The organism is Pedobacter sp. MR2016-19 (genome assembly GCF_014947265.1).
GTDB lineage: Bacteria > Bacteroidota > Bacteroidia > Sphingobacteriales > Sphingobacteriaceae > Pedobacter.
This window is the reverse complement of record NZ_JADCNK010000004.1, coordinates 180,016-197,238: the sequence shown is the minus strand read 5'-3', so window position 1 is coordinate 197,238 and position 17,223 is coordinate 180,016. Positions and strand designations below refer to the sequence as shown.

Genomic DNA, 17,223 nt, shown 5'->3' with positions numbered 1-17,223 from the left:
CAGAATTAGAAGAAGTTAAGGGTAAAACCTAGGCACCTTTTGTGTAATCAGATGTTACCATCCGACTGTAAAAGAAAGTAAATGCATAATTTATTATTTAGTATCTTCGTATATCAAAAAACGACTGTTATGACACATCTTACCATTGAAAATAAGAAATACGTACTCATCCCAGAAGAAAGTTATCAAGAATTACAAAAAAATGCAGCTTTAAAACATCATCCTGAAAAAACATTTTCTATTAATGAAGCGCGTGCTCATAGCAAAAAGTTAATCAGGAAATGGGCAACAGAAAAATAACAATAAGGAATCTGTTGCAGAAAGTATTGCAGAAGTTTCTTTGCATTTAGAATACCCGTGAAGTCAGATGTTACCATCTGACTTACTATCAAATAAATCTTATATGCTATTCAGTGTCAGTTGGGAACAACCGACACCACAGCCAACTATCAATCCACAAAAAAAATGCGCCATTGATATAAACCAATGGCGCAGCAAATAATCGGGGGATTAAGATCTTATCTTGATAAAGAATATACTTTAGTCACATTTGTTTTATCAATTTTAGCAGTAAACTCTAATTTGTTTGCAGTAATACTGTTTATTTTACAATAATTAAGTCCATCATTAATACTCATACTAAACTGATCAGAATAAATAATCACATATTCACCAATTGTCCTGTTTCCAGATAAACTTATCTCCACCTGGTCATCATTATTTGATTTATAATCAATATAATCAGTAGTTTTGCCGTAATTAACCTCTCCATTAAGTTTTTCGTCAGTATAACCTGTGGTCACAATCTTATTTAACGTCCAACGGCCCATCATTTGAGCTTTTAAAGAAGTAGTATCCTTTTTGCATGAAATAATGGTTGAGGTAAGCAGCATTAACAAGCTTAGAATTGTAATTTGTCTTTTCATAGTTAAATTTAGTTTTAAGATATCCATAATTAACGCCGTTTTAGCAAATTTCGTACCGCCATTCGAAAAAGAATCAGATTTACTGAGGAATTTAATCTTCAAACTAAAAGCTAATCGCATACGTTATTATTCATTTAGCCATCATTAATTGGTGTTTATCAGGTATAATTTATATTTTCGCAGAAACAAAAATGAAATACATGGAAGAATTCGAAGTGAGTGATGCATCTAAGAAAACCAAAACCGTTTATATTTCCACTATAATCAGTATTGCCTTGGTTTTATTAATGCTGGGGCTACTTGGTTTGGTACTTGTGCATGCCAAAAACCTATCTAACTATGTAAAAGAAAACATCGTTTTAAACATTATTGTTGATGAAGGTGCAAAAGAAGCGGATGTTTTGGCTTTCCAAAAAGAGCTAAATGCGAACCCTGCGGTAAAGCAAACCCAATATGTAAATAAAGAGCTTGCAGCCAGAAATTTAACCCAGGATTTAGGTGAGGATTTTGTTAACTTTTTAGGGTACAACCCACTAACTTCTACCTTCGATGTGTATTTAAAGGCAGAGTATGCTAATAATAAAAGCATAGATGCCTTAAAAACAAGTATTTCTAAAAATCCTGTAGTTAAAGAAGTGGTTTATCAAAGTTCTTTAATAGATATGGTAAATAAAAATATCAATACTATCGGTTTGATTATTTTAGCTTTTGCAGCATTATTACTCATCATTTCTATCGCCCTGATTAACAATACGATAAGATTAGCGATCTACTCGCAGCGCTTTTTAATTAAAAGTATGCAACTGGTTGGTGCAACGAAAAATTTTATTCGACGTCCTTTCTTATTATACGCTGCTTTGCACGGCCTGATTGCCGCATTTATTGCCATTATAATTTTATTGGCAACTTTAATTTATGCCCGCAAAGAGGTACCTGAAATTATTATTTTAAATAACTACCAGGAATTTGGCTTCGTATTTATAGGCCTCTTAATTGTGGGTATTTTTATAACAGGCATTAGTACATGGTTTGCGGTAAGCAGATATTTACGTTTAAAATCTTATCATCTTTATAGATAATGGCAGAAAAAAAAACAGGTCCGGTTGTAAAGGACGTTAAAAGCGAATTGGTTTTTACCAAACAAAACTATCAATTATTGTTAATCAGCATAGCAATTGTAGCGGTAGGTTTTATATTAATGATGGGTACTACTGGCGATATTTATGATTTCAGAAGAACTTTACTGGCACCTATTGTGGTATTGGCAGGTTTTGCTTTTGGTATTTATGCCATCTTAAAAAAATAAATTTATCCTATTAGGTTTATATTAAAACGCTTAATTAATTGATTGAGCGTTTTCTTTATTTTCTTTCTTTCCTAAAAACATGAACTATTTCGAAGCCATTATTCTGGCAATTATTGAAGGTTTAACTGAATTTTTACCTGTATCGAGCACCGGACACATGGCCATAACATCTGCCCTTATGGGGATCGGTAAAGATGACTTTGTAAAGCTTTTTGAAGTTGCTATTCAATTAGGTGCAATCTTGGCAGTAGTGGTAATTTACTGGAAAAAATTCTTCAACTTTTCTGATTGGAAGTTTTATCTGAAATTAATTATTGCTGTTATACCTGCTTTAGTTTTTGGTTTTCTATTGAATGATTTTATCGATAATACTTTAGGTAATCCTATATTTATCTCTGCAGTTTTATTAATTGGAGGTATAATACTCCTATTGGTTGATAAGTGGTTTAAAAACGCTACAATTGATAGTGAAAAAGAAATCACAAACGCAACTGCGCTAAAGATCGGTTTTTTTCAGGTACTTGCTATTGCTTTCCCTGGCCTGAGTAGAAGTGCCGCGACAATTTTGGGCGGAATGAGTCAAAAATTGACAAAAAGTGCGGCCGCAGAATTTTCATTCTTTTTAGCTGTACCTACAATGTGCGCAGCAACAGGATACAAGCTTTTAAAGGGCTATCATTTGTTAAATACAGAAAATATTAAGTTGTTATTAGTGGGTAATATTGTTGCCTTTATTGTAGCCATAATTGCTATAAAATCATTTATCGGCTTTTTAACCAAACACGGATTTAAAGTTTTCGGCTGGTACCGTATTGCTTTGGGAATTATCATCTTGGCATTGTTCTTATCAGGATATCATATTGATATAAACTAATCCGTATCTTTGCGCAAAAAAGATTTGTGAGTACCGAAAATTCAAAATTTAAAGATTTCAATTTTGCTGAAGGCGAATTGCTCTTAATTAACAAACCATACAAATGGACTTCATTTGATGTGGTGGGCAAAATCCGTAATTCTTTAAAACCACTAAAACTAAAGGTTGGTCATGCCGGCACTTTAGATCCCCTTGCTACAGGCTTATTGATTATCTGCACCGGCAAGCTAACGAAACAGATAGACACTTTTCAGGCTGAAGAGAAAGAATATACCGGCACCATGATTTTGGGCGCTACTACCCCATCATTCGATATGGAAACCGAGGTTGATCAAACTTTCGAGATCAGCCACATTACTGAAGAAGAAGTTCATACTGCCTGCAAACCATTTATAGGCGATATTGAACAATATCCACCTGCACATTCAGCAGTGAAGGTAAATGGCGAACGTTTATACGTAAAAGCAAGATTAGGTGAAGAGGTTGAATTAAGGAAACGTTTTGTAAGCGTTCCGGAATTTGAAATTACACGGATCGAACTGCCAGAAATAGATTTCAGGATTGTGTGTAGCAAAGGCACTTATATCCGCTCCTTAATATCCGATTTTGGTAAAACTTTAAATAATGGCGCTTATCTTTCTAAACTTACCCGTACCCGAAGCGGAAACTTTTTACTAAAAGATGCGTTTGAGGTATTAGAACTTGTTAATTATATTCGCAGTAAGAAAGAAGAAGCTAAAACTGAAACAGAAGCATGAACCGAATCAAAAACAGGCACACCAGATTTATAAAAGAAATTCTTTTAATTATTGCAGGTGTAACTTCGGCGTGTTTTGGCCTAAAAAGCTTTTTAATGCCGAGCCATTTTATTGATGGCGGTGTTACCGGTATTTCCCTTTTGCTAAGCACCTTAACAGGCTGGAATTTATCATACCTCATTGCCATCATCAATATCCCATTTGTAATTTTAGGTTACAGGCAGATTGGTAAAGGTTTTGCCATCAAAACTGCTATTGCCATTGCTGCGCTTTCACTGGCGCTAATTATCCTACCCTTTCAGCCCATTACACACGATAAATTGCTTATTGCATTTTTTGGGGGTTTGTTTTTAGGTGGCGGAATTGGATTGGCCATGCGTGGCGGCTGCGTAATTGATGGTACAGAAGTTTTAGCACTTTACATCAGTAAAAACAGCATTTTAACTGTTGGAAATATCATCCTGATTTTAAATATCATTATTTTTGCTTTCGCAGCTTATTTCTTAAACATCGAAACTGCGCTTTATGCCATTCTAACGTACTTATCGGCATCCAGTACTATCGATTTCATCGTAAATGGCATAGAACAATACACTGGTGTGACCATTATTTCAGAACATCAGGAAGCTATAAAAGGGTTTATCATCAACGAAATGAAACGAGGTGTAACCATCTATAAAGGCGAAGGTGGCTATGGAGAAAAGAAAGATATCGATATTATTTTTACCGTTGTGACCAAACTAGAAATGAGCAAATTACAAACTGCTATTCGCCAGATTGATCAGGATGCATTTGTGATACAACAACAAATTGCCGATTTAAAAGGCGGGGTAGTGAAACGCCACGCTTTACATTAATAAATAACAGGAATTTGGGCATGCCCCTAAGCTACGCAAAGGGTCGGGCTGTATGCTAAATCCCCGGGAAATTCCGATAGTTATCGGGACGGGGGATACCGCTTCCATCCCTCATGCAAACCCACACCAATAAAATAGATTTTACCATTGAAAATATACCATAACCTTTCGGATTTCAAAAAATTAGATAATGCCATTGTAACCATTGGCACTTTTGATGGCGTGCATTTCGGACACCAGAAAATCATTAAACAACTGGTAGAAAAAGCAAAGTCCGATAAAGGAGAAAGTGTAATATTAACTTTTTTTCCACACCCGAGAATGATTATTGATCCTGAAAACCAGGATCTAAAAATGATTAATACCATTAATGAAAAAGCAGAAATTTTAAAAGGTTTGGGTGTAGATCATTTAATCATCACACCTTTTACCAGAGATTTCTCCAATCAGCTTCCTGAAGATTATATAAAAAACATCCTGGTGAACAACATTGGCACCAAACATATTATTATTGGTTACGATCACCGCTTTGGTAAAGACCGTTCGGGCAACCTAACCGATTTGAAAGCTGCTGGCCTACACTACGGCTTTACTGTGGAGGAAATTATGGAGCAGGATATCCATGACGTTGCGGTAAGCTCAACTAAAATCCGCCAGGCACTTTTGGTTGGAGATGTAAGTTTAGCTAATGATTACCTCGGCTACTCTTTTTCTATTTTTGGAAGGGTAATTAAAGGCGATAAAATAGGCAGAACAATCGGTTTTCCAACTGCTAATATCTTTGTAGAAGAAACTTATAAACTGATTCCGGGCGATGGCATTTATGCGGTAACGGTAGAAATGAGCGCCGAATTTAAAGAAGATTCAGAATCAACAAACAGACTTCCGACTTTGGACTCCGGACTTCGGACTTATAAAGGGATGGCCTACATCGGGCAGCGTCCAACTATTAACGGGATGACCAGAAACATTGAGGTAAATATTTTCGATTTTAACCAGGAAATTTATGGCCAGGACATCAAGATGAATTTCTTAAAATTTTTGCGTCACGATGTAAAATTTACCGGATTAGAAGCGCTGACCGTTCAATTGCAAAAAGACAAAGAAGCGACGCTGGATTATTTTAACAGGTAAATATTTTAGCTTATTCAACACGATCGTCATCTCGACTGAAACGCAGTGGAATGGAGAGATCTATCTAAACAGATTTCTCGACTTCGTTGCACTTCGCTCGAAATGACGGTAAAGCGAGACATGAGTGATTGTATAAATCAATTTGGTAACCCAAGTAAAAAGGCTGTCAAGTAAGTTTAAATCATATTTCCCTTTCAAAAAAGCCTCATTTTCGTTATATTAGCGGCAATGAGGCTTTTTTACATCATTTTCTTTCTATGTATCTCCATTAATTTTGCGGCCTTCGCATCGCAGGGAAAAAGAAACGGTGCGCCAACCAAAAACTTAAAAATAAGTTTTATAACCGATAAAAAAATCAATAAACATAATTCCGATTTCAATCAGGACAGTGAAAATTTGCAAAAAGATTTCATCAACTCTTCTATTGTAAAAATATCTTTTGCCGCTTTTATACTTCTTTCTTTTTTGATATTTCTTTTTTTTAAGAACAAAACGATCACCGCTAAAGTTGTAATTAGAAGATTAAAATATAACTATTGGTGCCTTTTTAAGATGCTCTACCCAAAACATGTTTTTTGGTAAGTAATTTCATTTTTTTGAACCACATTAACGTGGAACTTTCAGTAAAATGCCAGGTAGCGAACAATGCCTGGGAATAAATTATTTAATTCATATTACCCATTTTTATAGATGCATTTACCCGATTTAATAGCCGATTTAGGATTAATTCTTGCTGCCGCAGGAATAACCACTCTGATATTTAAAAAAATTAAACAGCCACTGGTTTTAGGCTACATACTGGCTGGCCTGTTAGTTGGTTCTCATTTAGATTTCTTTCCATCTGTTACCGATACCAAGAGTATTAACATTTGGGGCGAAATTGGTGTAATTTTCCTCTTATTCAGCCTAGGTTTAGAATTTAGTTTCAAAAAACTGGTTAAAGTTGGCGGTTCCGCTTCCATCACCGCAATTGTAAAAGTCCTTTTTATCATTCTGGCGGGTTACTTAGTTGGTAAAGCAATGGGCTGGAAAGATATGGATAGTCTATTTTTAGGCGGGATCTTATCCATATCATCAACCATGATTACCATTAAAGCCTTTGAAGAACTTGGCTTAAAGCATAAAAAGTTTGCTGGTCTGGTTTTCGGCGTTTTAATTGTTGAAGATCTGGTTGCCATTTTGTTACTGGTGTTGTTTTCTACTTTAGCGGTAAGTCAGCAATCGGCAGGTACAGAAATGTTGTATTCTATTCTTAAACTGGCATTCTTCTTAGTTCTTTGGTTCTTAGGCGGAATTTTCTTAATTCCTTCATTCCTTAAAGCAACAAAAAAATTGATGAATGATGAAACCATGCTGGTGGTATCATTAGGTTTATGTTTGGTGATGGTATTACTGGCTGATAAGGTTGGGTTCTCTCCTGCTTTAGGTGCGTTTATAATGGGTTCCATCTTAGCCGAAACTACACAGGCAGAAAGAATAGAACACTTAACCAAATCGGTAAAAGACTTATTTGCCGCAGTTTTCTTTGTTTCGGTTGGTATGCTGATTGATCCTGCTATGCTGGTTAAGTACTGGGTTCCAATTTTAGTGGCCACCGTGGTTATTATCTTTGGGAAAATTATATTTACCATTTTAGGTGCGTTATTGTCTGGTCAGCCGCTAAAAACTTCGGTACAGTCAGGCATGAGTTTGGCCCAAATTGGCGAGTTTTCATTCATCATTGCCTCATTAGGATTAACCCTTAAAGTAACCAGCGATTTCCTTTATCCAATTGCTGTGGCAGCGGCAGCTATTACAACCTTTACCACACCATATCTGATTAAACTATCTGAACCTTTTTACCAGTATTTAAACCGTGTTTTACCAAAAAAATGGCTTGATGGTATAGAAAGGTACAGCTCCAGTACTGAAGGGATTACCACATTAAGCGATTGGAAAGTTTTATTAAGGTCTTATATTTTTAATACAATTATCCACTCGGTAATCATCATAGCCATCATATTTCTGGCTTACCGATACGTTCAGCCTTTTATTGTAAGCAATATTTCCAATAGCTTAACTTCTATTATCATCAGCGTAGTGGTTTCGTTCATTTTAATGTCGCCATTTTTATGGGCATTATCTATCCGAAGGATTCAACGAACAGCCTATTCTCACCTTTGGCTGAATAAAAAATACACCCGTGGTCCGTTAATTGCAATTGAATTTTTCAGAATAGCCTTAGGGATCTTCTTTGTAGGATTTTTAATGTATGAATTCTTTGATACCTGGATTGCAGCTGTAATCGCATTAGGCCTGATTATTTTAGGCATGGTTATCTTCTCCAGGAAACTGCAGTCTTTTTACGATAAACTGGAAAGACGTTTCATGCTGAATTTAAATGCCCGTGAAAATCAAAAACCTGACATTTTGCCTTGGGATACCCATTTGACAGAACTCACTGTTTCACCTGAATCGGAAGTGGTAGGAAAAACGCTTACCGAATTAATGATCAGGGAAAAATATGGTGTAAATATTGCCCTAATTGAGCGGGGAAGAAATAACATTCCAACACCAGGCAGAGATGAGCGGCTTTATCCAAACGATAAACTGTTGTTGATCGGAGCTGATGATCAGCTGGCAGCTGTTAAAGCACTTTTAGAAGTTGATGCTCCGGAAATAGCTGAAGAAAGTAATTTTCCGAATAAAGAAATGACCTTGCAAAAGGTTGTTGTTCATGCCGAATCGCCTGTTTATGGCATGAGTATCAGAAATGCAGGGATCCGCGAAAAAGCACAGGCTTTAATTGTTGGTATAGAAAGGGGTACTGATCGGATATTGAATCCTTCATCCGACTTTGTATTCGACAACGGCGATGTAATTTGGATCGTTGGGAATAACAAGAAGATCAAGGAGGTTATATAGATTAGTCAGGAGTCATTAGTCCGAAGTCGGGAGTCTATTGACTGAGGACTTTTGACTAAGGACTAAAAAGCATATCTTCGTGTATAACCTAACCTATGAAAGTTGACAGAGAAAAGAGTGAGTTTCTAGATGACATGATTGAGCAATGGCAAAGCGATGGCTTAATTAATGATGAAACAGGCGATAAACTCCGTAAAAGTTATGAAGCCAAAAACTTCGATTGGTTACGCCTGGCACAATATGCTTTTTGGGTAGCCTTAGCTTGCGGTTTTATTGCTCTTGGATCACTCCTTATTGATAATTCCATCTTAAACTATTTAAAAAGGGTTTACAATACACCTAATATAGTTATTGCTATTGTTTCTGGCGGATTGGCGGGATGGCTTTACATCCTGGGTTTTAGGCGAAAAAAGAAACTGACTCATTTAAAGTTTAGCAATGAAGCCATTGTATTTTCTGCAATTTTACTCACAGCAAATGCTATTGCTTATTTTGGAAAGGTGGTGGATAATGGTTCTGGCAATTTCTCCATCCTGATTTTAACATCTGTTTTTATTTATGGTGCTTTAGGTTACATCTTCAATTCACGTTTAATCTGGATTTTTGCTTTAATATCTTTAGGTGCCTGGTTTGGCACAGAAACGGGATATTTAAGCCGTTGGAATTATTACTTCCTTGGTATGAATTATCCTTTACGTTTCGTGGTTTTCGGAGCAGCATTAACCGCAGCATCGTTTATTATGAAAGCTTTTCCTAAAACGCAAAATTTCTTTCAGGTTACCTATATCGCAGGTATGGTTTACTTGTTTGTATCACTTTGGGCTTTATCGGTGTTCGGTAATTTCGCCAGCTTAGAAGAATGGTATACCGTGAGGCAGTTAAGTTTGTTTTATTGGGCCTTAATTTCGGCTGCAATATGTGTAGTAAGCACTTTATTTGGCTTAAAATACCACGACGATATTGCAAGGGAATTCGGCATTACCTTTCTCTTTATTAACCTCTACACACGCTATTTTGAATATTTTTGGGACAGTTGGCATAAGGCTCTGTTTTTTTCTGTATTGGCTGCATCTTTTTGGTTGATTGGCAGAAAAGCAGAGAAAATATGGAATGTGGAGTTTTTGAAATAGAATCCTGAGATTAATTAAAATACACTAATCGTCATCTCGACCGCAGTGGAGAGATCTATGAATTGAAAAAGTCAGACGCTGTCTGACGAATTTGAAAATCTCAAAATTTCAGATCTACCTCGAAAATTTAAAATGAATTAATTCAAATGAAAATATATCAACAAGCCTTAACACTCAGAGAACGTAGAAGGGGTTTCCATATCATTACCGATGAGGTTGAGGATGCCCTGCTCCAAATTGACGAGATTAACATTGGTATTTGTCAGGTTTTTATACAGCACACCTCGGCTTCACTTACGATTAACGAAAATGCAGATCCTACAGTGAGGGTAGATTTTGAAATGTTTTTTAATAAAACTGTTAAGGAGAACGATCCGGATTATGAGCATGACTACGAGGGATCTGACGATATGCCAGCCCATTTAAAATCTGCACTCTTGGGCAGTTCTGTAACCATTCCGATTAGAAATGGCAGATTGGCGCTTGGTACCTGGCAGGGAATTTACCTTTGCAAACACCGCAACCATGGAGGACAAAGAAGATTAATTATTACTGCCTGGGGAGAATAAATTATTCTTTTTTCACTTCTTCCATAATTTCAGGATGATTATCCTGTATAGATTTTCCATCCATTTCTACTTCAATTTCTTTGGTGGTAACCGCATAATGAGAAGGGTAAATCTCCGATCCAAAAGCAACCGCATAGGCCTTGGTAAATTCGGCACCAAAATATAAAATGATAGAAGAATAGTAGGTCCACAGAAGAACCACTACCAATGATCCAGTCGCGCCATAAGTGCTACCCACATTGCTTTGCCCAATATAAATTGAGATCGCAAATTTGCCGATCATAAACAGGACAGCAGTTACTATTGCTCCGGCGATTACATCACGCCATTTTATAATTGCATCGGGTAATACCTTAAATATTACGCCAAATATTAATGAAATAACAGCCAGTGTTACAATTTGGTTAACAATGTAAAATACGATAACAGATACTTCGGCAAAGCGGGTCTGCAAACGGTTACTAAACGCATCAAGCACAGAGGTAACTGCTAAAGAAACCAATAGTACAAAACCTAAACTGACAATTACCGAAAATGAAAGGAAACGGTTTTGTAACAGTTTCACCCACCCTCTTTTTGGCTTAGGCTTTAAACCCCAAATGGTATTAATCGAATCCTGAATATCACCAAAAACAGTAGTTGCTCCAATGAGTAGGGTGATGATACCAATAATTAAAGCGATGGTACTTTTCCCATCCAGATAAGCACTCTTGATTAATTGCTGTAAAGAAATGGCCGATTCTCTACCTAAAAACCCTTCAAGCTGGGCATAAACCTGTCCTTCGGCCATTTCCCTCCCTAAAAATATACCGCATAACGAAATAATAACTACAAGTAGTGGCGCCATAGAAAACACCGTATAGTAAGCTAATGAGCCACTGAGCTTCGTTACTTTGTGATCATTAAATCCTGTAAACGATGCTTTTAAAATGCTCCATATTCCTTTTAAAGTGATTTTATTCTTTGCCATAAATAAACTATTTAAGATGAGACGCCCTAAACTTAAACCGCTTATTTTTTGAATTGTTTGTTAATTAATTAACGAAGGCAAGGATATGAGGAAATCAAATGCAACAAAAAAGCTCCGGTTTTAGTCGGAGCTTTTTCTTTATCGATAAGTCATTTTAGTTTTATTTGGCCTTAATCCATAAAGCTAGATCATTAACCAAGGTTTCAGATACGCTTACAGCAGCCTGATATTGAGCCATTGTACCTTTTTCGGTTTGTGAACTTAACAGGTGATTTAAATCAGGATAAAATTTAAGAACCACATTTTTCTTTTTACTCAAAGCAGCATTCCATAAATCAAAATCTACTTTACCTACCTGAAAATCATTACCACCTTGCAATACATATATTTTAGGCTTCGAAAGGCTTTTTGCTACAGCAACCTGATTGTAGGCATTTAAATCTGTCCAATATTTAGCAGGCAACCCTAAAATTACAGAATCAGGTTTTATGGTAGTTCCCAACTGTGAAATTCTACTTTTATTAATTTCCACATCAGCATCTGCCAATTGTTTTTTAAAGGCAGCTGTTGTATCATTAGCCTGATCGAACATATACTTATTCTGATCAACAATAATATCTGTGAGTTTTCTCGCAGGTGCTGCCGCCAAAATAATCCCTGCTAAATCAGGTGTAAATGTGGCTATTCTAGGTGCTAACATTCCGCCTAAACTATGACCGAATACATAAACCGCTTTAGGATTAGCACCAACAACTGTTTTTGCAAGTGCAATAGCTGCAGTTGCATCATCCAGTACCTCTTCTTTTACGGTAAAAGTCTTATTAAATTCGTTAGGATAAATTAAAGTTCGTTTTACGTATCGAACTGAAGCAATGCCTTTGGAGGCTAAACCGCCAGCCAAATCTTTAAAAGGCTTATTCACACCAACAGTTTCATCCATATCAGCAGGTCCGGAGCCGTGTACAAAAACCACTACGGGGAAATTTTTAACATTTTTTGGGGTTGTGATAATGGCTGCCAATTGTTTTCCTGCCGGGCCAATATATACCGACTTTTCCTGGTATAAACTGGTATCTACATAAGTCGGTTTTAAATAAGTGGACGATTTTCGGGAAGGTGCCAGAAAGATTCCGACAATTTTCTGTTGTTTATTAAATCCTAAAATAAAGTTCTGATCACCGTTAGCAAATTTACCTTCAACCGTTACAGCGAAAAACTCGCCCTGGGCTTTACTTTGAATGGCATCTAACGATTCTGCCTTTCCGTATTTTGTTCCGATATCCCCCCAAAGTTTCTTTAAATTTTCTTCTGTTAATTTCGTTTTCAAAGTATCATCAAAGAAAGCGTGGGCATCTTTAAATTTCTCTTCCTGTAACAGTTTAAAAAAGTCGTTTGCGCCATTGAAAAGCTGGATCACATTTTGAGAAAATGCTGAAGTGGTAAATAATAAAGCGATTATGAATAAAAGGCTCTTTTTCATTCGTGTAATATTGTTTTTAGGGTGATTAAACCATTATGATTCCACATTAAATCTGGAATCATGATCGTTTTATTGTTGTGTTTGGTTGTTTACAATACCCAAAGTTAACAATATTTGGTTCTCAAAAGCCTTTAATTAAACTAAATATTTAGTTTTAACTATTTTTAACATTTGATCTAAGTTTCTTCCATAAAATGTAAGGAATAAACATCATTACCAAAGCAACAAGTGGTGGGATCAGCAGCGATACGCCATCGCCAACAAATGCCCTGGAGGCAAATGCGCCAATAAAATTGATGGCAAAACCTGCATAAGCCCATTCTTTAATGGCTGTATATTTATTCTGTAAAATTGATACTGCCCCAAGCAATTTTGCAATGCCTACTATGATGAGCAGATACATAGGATAACCGAGGTGTTTAAGCACTTCTTTACCTGCTTCCTCCTGTGTTACTCCACCAAAGCCATCCATAATCATCATTAAAGCGAAAATAATGGTCGCAATCCAATACCAGGTTGTTAACTTTTTCATGTTTCTCTATTTTTATCGTAATTAATTAACCAATTATTCCCAAAACGGTCTGTTAAATCGCCGAAAAGTGCGCCCCAAAAGCTTTCCTGTAAAGGGTGCGAGGCTCTACCACCGACTGAAAGTTTATGGTAAAAAGCTTTTGCCTCTTTTTCTGAATTGCAGTTGAGCATCATAGCTACGGAGTTTCCTTTAACGAGCCCCCTTTCTTCAACCATATCAGTACCCATAATTACCATATCATCTTTAACTAAAACGGCATGCATCACGCTCCTTCGTATGATATTGGGCATTTTTTCAGCAAAAGCTGATTCTCCAATGGTTTCGAATATCAACTCTCCACCGAGGCAATCCTGGTAAAAAGTCATTGCTTCCCGGCAATTCCCATTAAAAGTGAGATATGAATTTATGCTAGCCATTTTGTTTCTATTTATTTGATGCCATTCAGCAATCATTTCCTCTATTATACACTTTGACATCAGCCTTAACAGTACAAACATACTGGGAGATTACAGCAAACTGAACACGTAGAAACGACAATTGCGGGGGTTGTTTACGACAATTAGCCTTACTATATTTGAGGATATGAAACACGTATCTATCTTAATTCCAGAGACTGCCGTGATTGAAGCCATTGCAGATCCCCGCTATCTATTTACCGCTGTTAACGAATTTTTACAGGCATCGGGTAAATTGCCGCTTTTTAAAGTGGAGCTGGTAGCCATGACAAAAGAGGTAAAGCTGAACAATAGTCTTTTCACGGTACATGCCGATAAATTATTGCATGAAGTGGAACATACCGATCTCATCTTTGTTCCAGCAATAAGTGGTAATGTAGGTTATGCCATGGAGGCAAATCAGGATCTGGTACCGTGGATTGTAAAACAGCATGCAAAAGGGGCCGAAGTAGCTTCACTTTGTTTAGGCGCATTTATATTGGCCTCAACCGGTTTGTTAAACGGCCGGAAATGTTCTACACATTGGTTGTTTGCCAATCAGTTCAGGGAAATGTTTCCTGGTGTTGAATTGGTTGATGGTAGCATTATTACCGATGCCCAGGGTTTATACTCCAGCGGTGGTGCAAACTCCTACTGGAATTTACTTTTATATTTAGTTGAAAAACATACAGATAGAGATATTGCCATTTTAGCGGCCAAATACTTTGCCATAGATATCGACCGTGAAAGTCAGCTGGCTTTTATGATGTTTCAGGGGCAAAAAGGTCATGAAGATGCTAAAATTAAAAAAGCACAGGAATTTATTGATGGCAATTACCAGGAACGGATTACTGTTGATCAACTGGCCGATATGCTGGCATTGGGGCGAAGGAGTTTTGAGCGGAGGTTTAAAAGTGCGACTAAAAACACTGTGATCGAGTACATTCAGAGGGTTAAAATTGAGGCTGCAAAGCGAAGTTTCGAATCAAGCAGAAAAAATATAACAGAGGTAATGTTTGATGTAGGTTATACCGACACAAAATCGTTTAGAGATGTTTTCAAGAAAATTACTGGTTTAACACCGATTGAGTACCGGAATAAATACCATAAAGCCGTACCTGTTTTGCAGGTTTAAGTGCATCTTCAGAAAAAAAACAAAAAAAATTAAGTTGCACACAATATATTCTATTTATAGCGTTTATGTATGTGAGAGCGTTAATTTAGATGACGGGGATACTGCCTAAGGGTGGAATCCCCGTTTCTTTTTTGGCAAAAATGTATAGGGCATGGAGCAAAGCCCATAGCGATCAAAACTCGAAGCTCCGTGCCCTATGCTACTAAGCAAAAAAAGAGACATTTTTAAAAATGTCTCTTTTTAAGTTATATGATGGAGTTAAGAATTTTAGCTTTGCCTATCAGTAAAATCAACTGGTTTCTTTTCAAAATACTGATCGAAGTTTTGTGCTTTTTTAGGTTTTAAAATTACATACAGTCCTAATCCGATTAATGCCATTGGAATACTAATCCTAAACAGATCAAAATCAAATATGTTTATCGCTCTAAACGTGAATAAGCCACCAATAATCGTCAATACCAACCAGCTGCTTCCCTTAAAATCTTTACGATAACCCACCCACAAACCAATACCTAACATAATGGTGTGCCATTTCAAGATCCAGTATGGAACATCTATTCCCGAGTTTCTTAATAAGAATACCGAACCGATAGTGATAATTAAAATGCCTAGACCAAATTGTTTATCTGCGTGATTTTTTTTGATTAAATTTTCCATGACCGTTTGTTTTTATGATTCAAATGTATCACGAATAGCAATGCTCGGGAATGGCTTTTCCCTTAGTTGTGATGTTTTATCGGTGAGTGAAATAAAACTGTCGGTAAAAATTTACGGCTATTTAAGAAAAGAAGAAATTATCGGTGAAATTGTTGATTAGTCCGGAGTCGGCAGTCCGAAGTCCAGAGTCAATTAATCGATTTGAAGAACTGATCATATTAATACAACAAAGTGGCTGAATAAAAAGATTGCTTCACACAACTCACATCCCCACCCTTTCGGTTCGCAATGACGAATTTAGCTGTTTATGAATACCCTATTTATACTATTAACCGATTAACCAAACAAATGAACCATAACCAGTTTCCAATTTGCAGTTAACCGCTCTATACGATTTAACAGTTAACCCTATTCAAAAATAATAATATCTGCCCCTTCGCTCATGATTACTTTCGAAGTGATGTTAATGAATAAACCATGGGCCAATAATCCGTTAATTTGATTGAGGTTAGAAGCTAATTTTGCAGGATCATCAATGAGGCCAAAATCAACGTCGATAATCAGGTTTCCATTGTCGGTAATAAATGTTTGGCTTTCTACAGTTCTCAATATGCCCTTTCCACCAAGTTTATTAATTTGATCTAATACATATTGATAGGCTAAGGGTATTACTTCGATTGGCACCGTAAAAGCACCCAGCTTTTTTACTTTTTTAGAAGCGTCGGTAATGATGATGGCATTTTCACTAAGTGAAGCAGTTATCTTCTCTCTAAACAATGCCCCGCCTCCGCCTTTAATCAGATCGAGTGATTCTGTAAATTCATCTGCTCCATCAATACTGATATCAATTTTGCTTAAGTGCCCAAGGTCAAGAATTTCGATCCCTAGCGACTCTGCGAGCTCCTGTGTCCGAATGGAACTTGCAGCAGCCTTTATCTTAAGCCCTTTTTTTACACGTTTACCTAACTCTTTAATTGCAAAAGTTGTAGTAGAACCAGTGCCCAGGCCAACTACATCGCCATCTTTAACAAATTTTACCGCAGCTAGGGCAGCTGCTAGTTTTTCTGCATCTTGTTGAGTTTTATCTGTGGTAGCCATAAAGTAAAAATAGGTTTAAATGATAAACATCGCAAAAAATGAAAAAAAATATTACTACTAATGCAATAAATCGTTTTTATAGCGTTTATGTATACGAGAGCGTTAATTTAGATGATGGGGATTCTGCAATAGTGGAATCCCCATTTCTTTTTCAGCTATTTTAGCGTCCGAATAAGCGGATCGTCATTGCGAGCAGGCTTCTTCAGCCGACGAAGCAATCTTACAACGATCGCTATTATAGCCAAATAAAATTGCTTCGTAACTCGTAATGATGGAATTTTCTGACAATAGATTTCTCCATTTCGCTGCGCTTCAGTCGAAATGACGACTACCTGCAACGACTCAACACACACAAAATCAAGGCGAAAAAAATCACTCACAATGCAATAAATCCTATTTACAGCGTTTATGTATGTGAGAGCGTTAATTTAGATGATGGGGATTTTGCAATAGTGGAAT

General features: G+C 36.7%; 18 protein-coding genes. 11 read left to right on the top strand and 7 right to left on the bottom strand.

Going from position 1 to position 17,223, the window contains the following annotated elements:
- Positions 1 to 129 precede the first annotated feature (129 nt).
- Positions 130 to 300 carry a hypothetical protein gene (locus IM793_RS07885; RefSeq protein WP_165902650.1) on the top strand — a complete coding sequence of 57 codons (171 nt, stop codon included), beginning with the start codon at positions 130 to 132 and terminating at the stop codon, positions 298 to 300.
- A 218-nt stretch (positions 301 to 518) separates the two neighbouring features.
- On the opposite strand, the gene IM793_RS07880 is transcribed toward IM793_RS07885, so the two are convergent.
- Positions 519 to 926, bottom strand: coding sequence for a hypothetical protein (locus tag IM793_RS07880; protein WP_132398737.1), 408 nt, complete (start codon positions 924 to 926; stop codon positions 519 to 521).
- Between the two features lie 200 nt (positions 927 to 1,126).
- On the opposite strand from IM793_RS07880, the gene IM793_RS07875 reads away from it, so the two are divergent.
- From IM793_RS07875 to IM793_RS07835, 9 genes are all read left to right on the top strand, one after another.
- Positions 1,127 to 2,005, top strand: a complete 879-nt coding sequence (locus IM793_RS07875) for an ABC transporter permease (RefSeq protein WP_090499014.1) — start codon at positions 1,127 to 1,129, stop codon at positions 2,003 to 2,005.
- Complete coding sequence (locus IM793_RS07870; protein ID WP_121283753.1) at positions 2,005 to 2,232, top strand: DUF3098 domain-containing protein; 228 nt, start codon at positions 2,005 to 2,007, stop codon at positions 2,230 to 2,232. Before IM793_RS07875 ends, IM793_RS07870 begins: the two co-directional genes overlap by 1 nt.
- Positions 2,233 to 2,311: 79 nt before the next feature.
- Positions 2,312 to 3,106, top strand: a complete 795-nt coding sequence (locus tag IM793_RS07865) for an undecaprenyl-diphosphate phosphatase (RefSeq protein WP_193420482.1) — start codon at positions 2,312 to 2,314, stop codon at positions 3,104 to 3,106.
- A 26-nt stretch (positions 3,107 to 3,132) separates the two neighbouring features.
- Positions 3,133 to 3,864 carry a tRNA pseudouridine(55) synthase TruB gene (truB, locus tag IM793_RS07860; protein WP_193420481.1) on the top strand — a complete coding sequence of 244 codons (732 nt, stop codon included), beginning with the start codon at positions 3,133 to 3,135 and terminating at the stop codon, positions 3,862 to 3,864.
- Positions 3,861 to 4,721 carry a YitT family protein gene (locus IM793_RS07855; RefSeq protein ID WP_132398729.1) on the top strand — a complete coding sequence of 287 codons (861 nt, stop codon included), beginning with the start codon at positions 3,861 to 3,863 and terminating at the stop codon, positions 4,719 to 4,721. The genes truB and IM793_RS07855 overlap by 4 nt, the downstream gene beginning before the upstream one ends.
- 147 nt (positions 4,722 to 4,868) lie before the next feature.
- On the top strand, positions 4,869 to 5,855 hold the full coding sequence (locus IM793_RS07850; protein WP_193420480.1) for a bifunctional riboflavin kinase/FAD synthetase: 987 nt from the start codon (positions 4,869 to 4,871) through the stop codon (positions 5,853 to 5,855).
- A gap of 690 nt (positions 5,856 to 6,545) precedes the next feature.
- Positions 6,546 to 8,759: a cation:proton antiporter gene (locus IM793_RS07845; RefSeq protein WP_193420479.1), complete on the top strand. Its 2,214-nt coding sequence runs from the start codon at positions 6,546 to 6,548 to the stop codon at positions 8,757 to 8,759.
- Positions 8,760 to 8,854: 95 nt separating this feature from the next.
- Positions 8,855 to 9,889: a DUF2157 domain-containing protein gene (locus IM793_RS07840; protein WP_193420478.1), complete on the top strand. Its 1,035-nt coding sequence runs from the start codon at positions 8,855 to 8,857 to the stop codon at positions 9,887 to 9,889.
- A gap of 146 nt (positions 9,890 to 10,035) precedes the next feature.
- Positions 10,036 to 10,458: a secondary thiamine-phosphate synthase enzyme YjbQ gene (locus IM793_RS07835; protein ID WP_193420477.1), complete on the top strand. Its 423-nt coding sequence runs from the start codon at positions 10,036 to 10,038 to the stop codon at positions 10,456 to 10,458.
- Between the two features lies 1 nt (position 10,459).
- Here IM793_RS07835 and IM793_RS07830 read toward each other — a convergent pair whose 3' ends face one another.
- The 4 genes from IM793_RS07830 to IM793_RS07815 form a co-directional block, all read right to left on the bottom strand.
- Positions 10,460 to 11,428 carry a YihY/virulence factor BrkB family protein gene (locus tag IM793_RS07830; protein WP_193420476.1) on the bottom strand — a complete coding sequence of 323 codons (969 nt, stop codon included), beginning with the start codon at positions 11,426 to 11,428 and terminating at the stop codon, positions 10,460 to 10,462.
- 160 nt (positions 11,429 to 11,588) lie between these two features.
- Complete coding sequence (locus IM793_RS07825) at positions 11,589 to 12,908, bottom strand: DUF3887 domain-containing protein (protein ID WP_193420475.1); 1,320 nt, start codon at positions 12,906 to 12,908, stop codon at positions 11,589 to 11,591.
- A gap of 154 nt (positions 12,909 to 13,062) precedes the next feature.
- Positions 13,063 to 13,440 carry a DoxX family protein gene (locus tag IM793_RS07820; protein ID WP_193420474.1) on the bottom strand — a complete coding sequence of 126 codons (378 nt, stop codon included), beginning with the start codon at positions 13,438 to 13,440 and terminating at the stop codon, positions 13,063 to 13,065.
- Positions 13,437 to 13,856, bottom strand: coding sequence for a VOC family protein (locus IM793_RS07815; RefSeq protein ID WP_193420473.1), 420 nt, complete (start codon positions 13,854 to 13,856; stop codon positions 13,437 to 13,439). The genes IM793_RS07820 and IM793_RS07815 overlap by 4 nt, the downstream gene beginning before the upstream one ends.
- A gap of 166 nt (positions 13,857 to 14,022) precedes the next feature.
- Here IM793_RS07815 and IM793_RS07810 point away from each other — a divergent pair, with 166 nt between their 5' ends.
- Positions 14,023 to 15,009, top strand: coding sequence for a GlxA family transcriptional regulator (locus IM793_RS07810; protein WP_193420472.1), 987 nt, complete (start codon positions 14,023 to 14,025; stop codon positions 15,007 to 15,009).
- Positions 15,010 to 15,276: 267 nt separating this feature from the next.
- On the opposite strand, the gene IM793_RS07805 is transcribed toward IM793_RS07810, so the two are convergent.
- Positions 15,277 to 15,666 (bottom strand): LiaI-LiaF-like domain-containing protein, encoded by a 390-nt coding sequence (locus IM793_RS07805; RefSeq protein ID WP_193420471.1) that lies wholly within the window; start codon positions 15,664 to 15,666, stop codon positions 15,277 to 15,279.
- A 408-nt stretch (positions 15,667 to 16,074) separates the two neighbouring features.
- Positions 16,075 to 16,764, bottom strand: coding sequence for a ribose-5-phosphate isomerase RpiA (gene rpiA / locus IM793_RS07800; RefSeq protein WP_193420470.1), 690 nt, complete (start codon positions 16,762 to 16,764; stop codon positions 16,075 to 16,077).
- Positions 16,765 to 17,223: the final 459 nt, after the last annotated feature.

Excerpts from the sequence above, each read along its gene's own strand:
- IM793_RS07805 (WP_193420471.1), bottom strand. The coding sequence starts at position 15,666 with ATGGAAAATTTAATCAAAAAAAATCACGCAGATAAACAATTTGGTCTA.
- IM793_RS07875 (WP_090499014.1), top strand. The coding sequence starts at position 1,127 with ATGGAAGAATTCGAAGTGAGTGATGCATCTAAGAAAACCAAAACCGTT.
- IM793_RS07835 (WP_193420477.1), top strand. The coding sequence starts at position 10,036 with ATGAAAATATATCAACAAGCCTTAACACTCAGAGAACGTAGAAGGGGT.
- IM793_RS07815 (WP_193420473.1), bottom strand. The coding sequence starts at position 13,856 with ATGGCTAGCATAAATTCATATCTCACTTTTAATGGGAATTGCCGGGAA.
- IM793_RS07880 (WP_132398737.1), bottom strand. The coding sequence starts at position 926 with ATGAAAAGACAAATTACAATTCTAAGCTTGTTAATGCTGCTTACCTCA.
- IM793_RS07825 (WP_193420475.1), bottom strand. The coding sequence starts at position 12,908 with ATGAAAAAGAGCCTTTTATTCATAATCGCTTTATTATTTACCACTTCA.
- IM793_RS07855 (WP_132398729.1), top strand. The coding sequence starts at position 3,861 with ATGAACCGAATCAAAAACAGGCACACCAGATTTATAAAAGAAATTCTT.
- IM793_RS07820 (WP_193420474.1), bottom strand. The coding sequence starts at position 13,440 with ATGAAAAAGTTAACAACCTGGTATTGGATTGCGACCATTATTTTCGCT.
- IM793_RS07810 (WP_193420472.1), top strand. The coding sequence starts at position 14,023 with ATGAAACACGTATCTATCTTAATTCCAGAGACTGCCGTGATTGAAGCC.
- IM793_RS07845 (WP_193420479.1), top strand. The coding sequence starts at position 6,546 with ATGCATTTACCCGATTTAATAGCCGATTTAGGATTAATTCTTGCTGCC.
- IM793_RS07885 (WP_165902650.1), top strand. The coding sequence starts at position 130 with ATGACACATCTTACCATTGAAAATAAGAAATACGTACTCATCCCAGAA.
- IM793_RS07830 (WP_193420476.1), bottom strand. The coding sequence starts at position 11,428 with ATGGCAAAGAATAAAATCACTTTAAAAGGAATATGGAGCATTTTAAAA.
- IM793_RS07865 (WP_193420482.1), top strand. The coding sequence starts at position 2,312 with ATGAACTATTTCGAAGCCATTATTCTGGCAATTATTGAAGGTTTAACT.
- IM793_RS07870 (WP_121283753.1), top strand. The coding sequence starts at position 2,005 with ATGGCAGAAAAAAAAACAGGTCCGGTTGTAAAGGACGTTAAAAGCGAA.
- IM793_RS07840 (WP_193420478.1), top strand. The coding sequence starts at position 8,855 with ATGAAAGTTGACAGAGAAAAGAGTGAGTTTCTAGATGACATGATTGAG.
- rpiA (WP_193420470.1), bottom strand. The coding sequence starts at position 16,764 with ATGGCTACCACAGATAAAACTCAACAAGATGCAGAAAAACTAGCAGCT.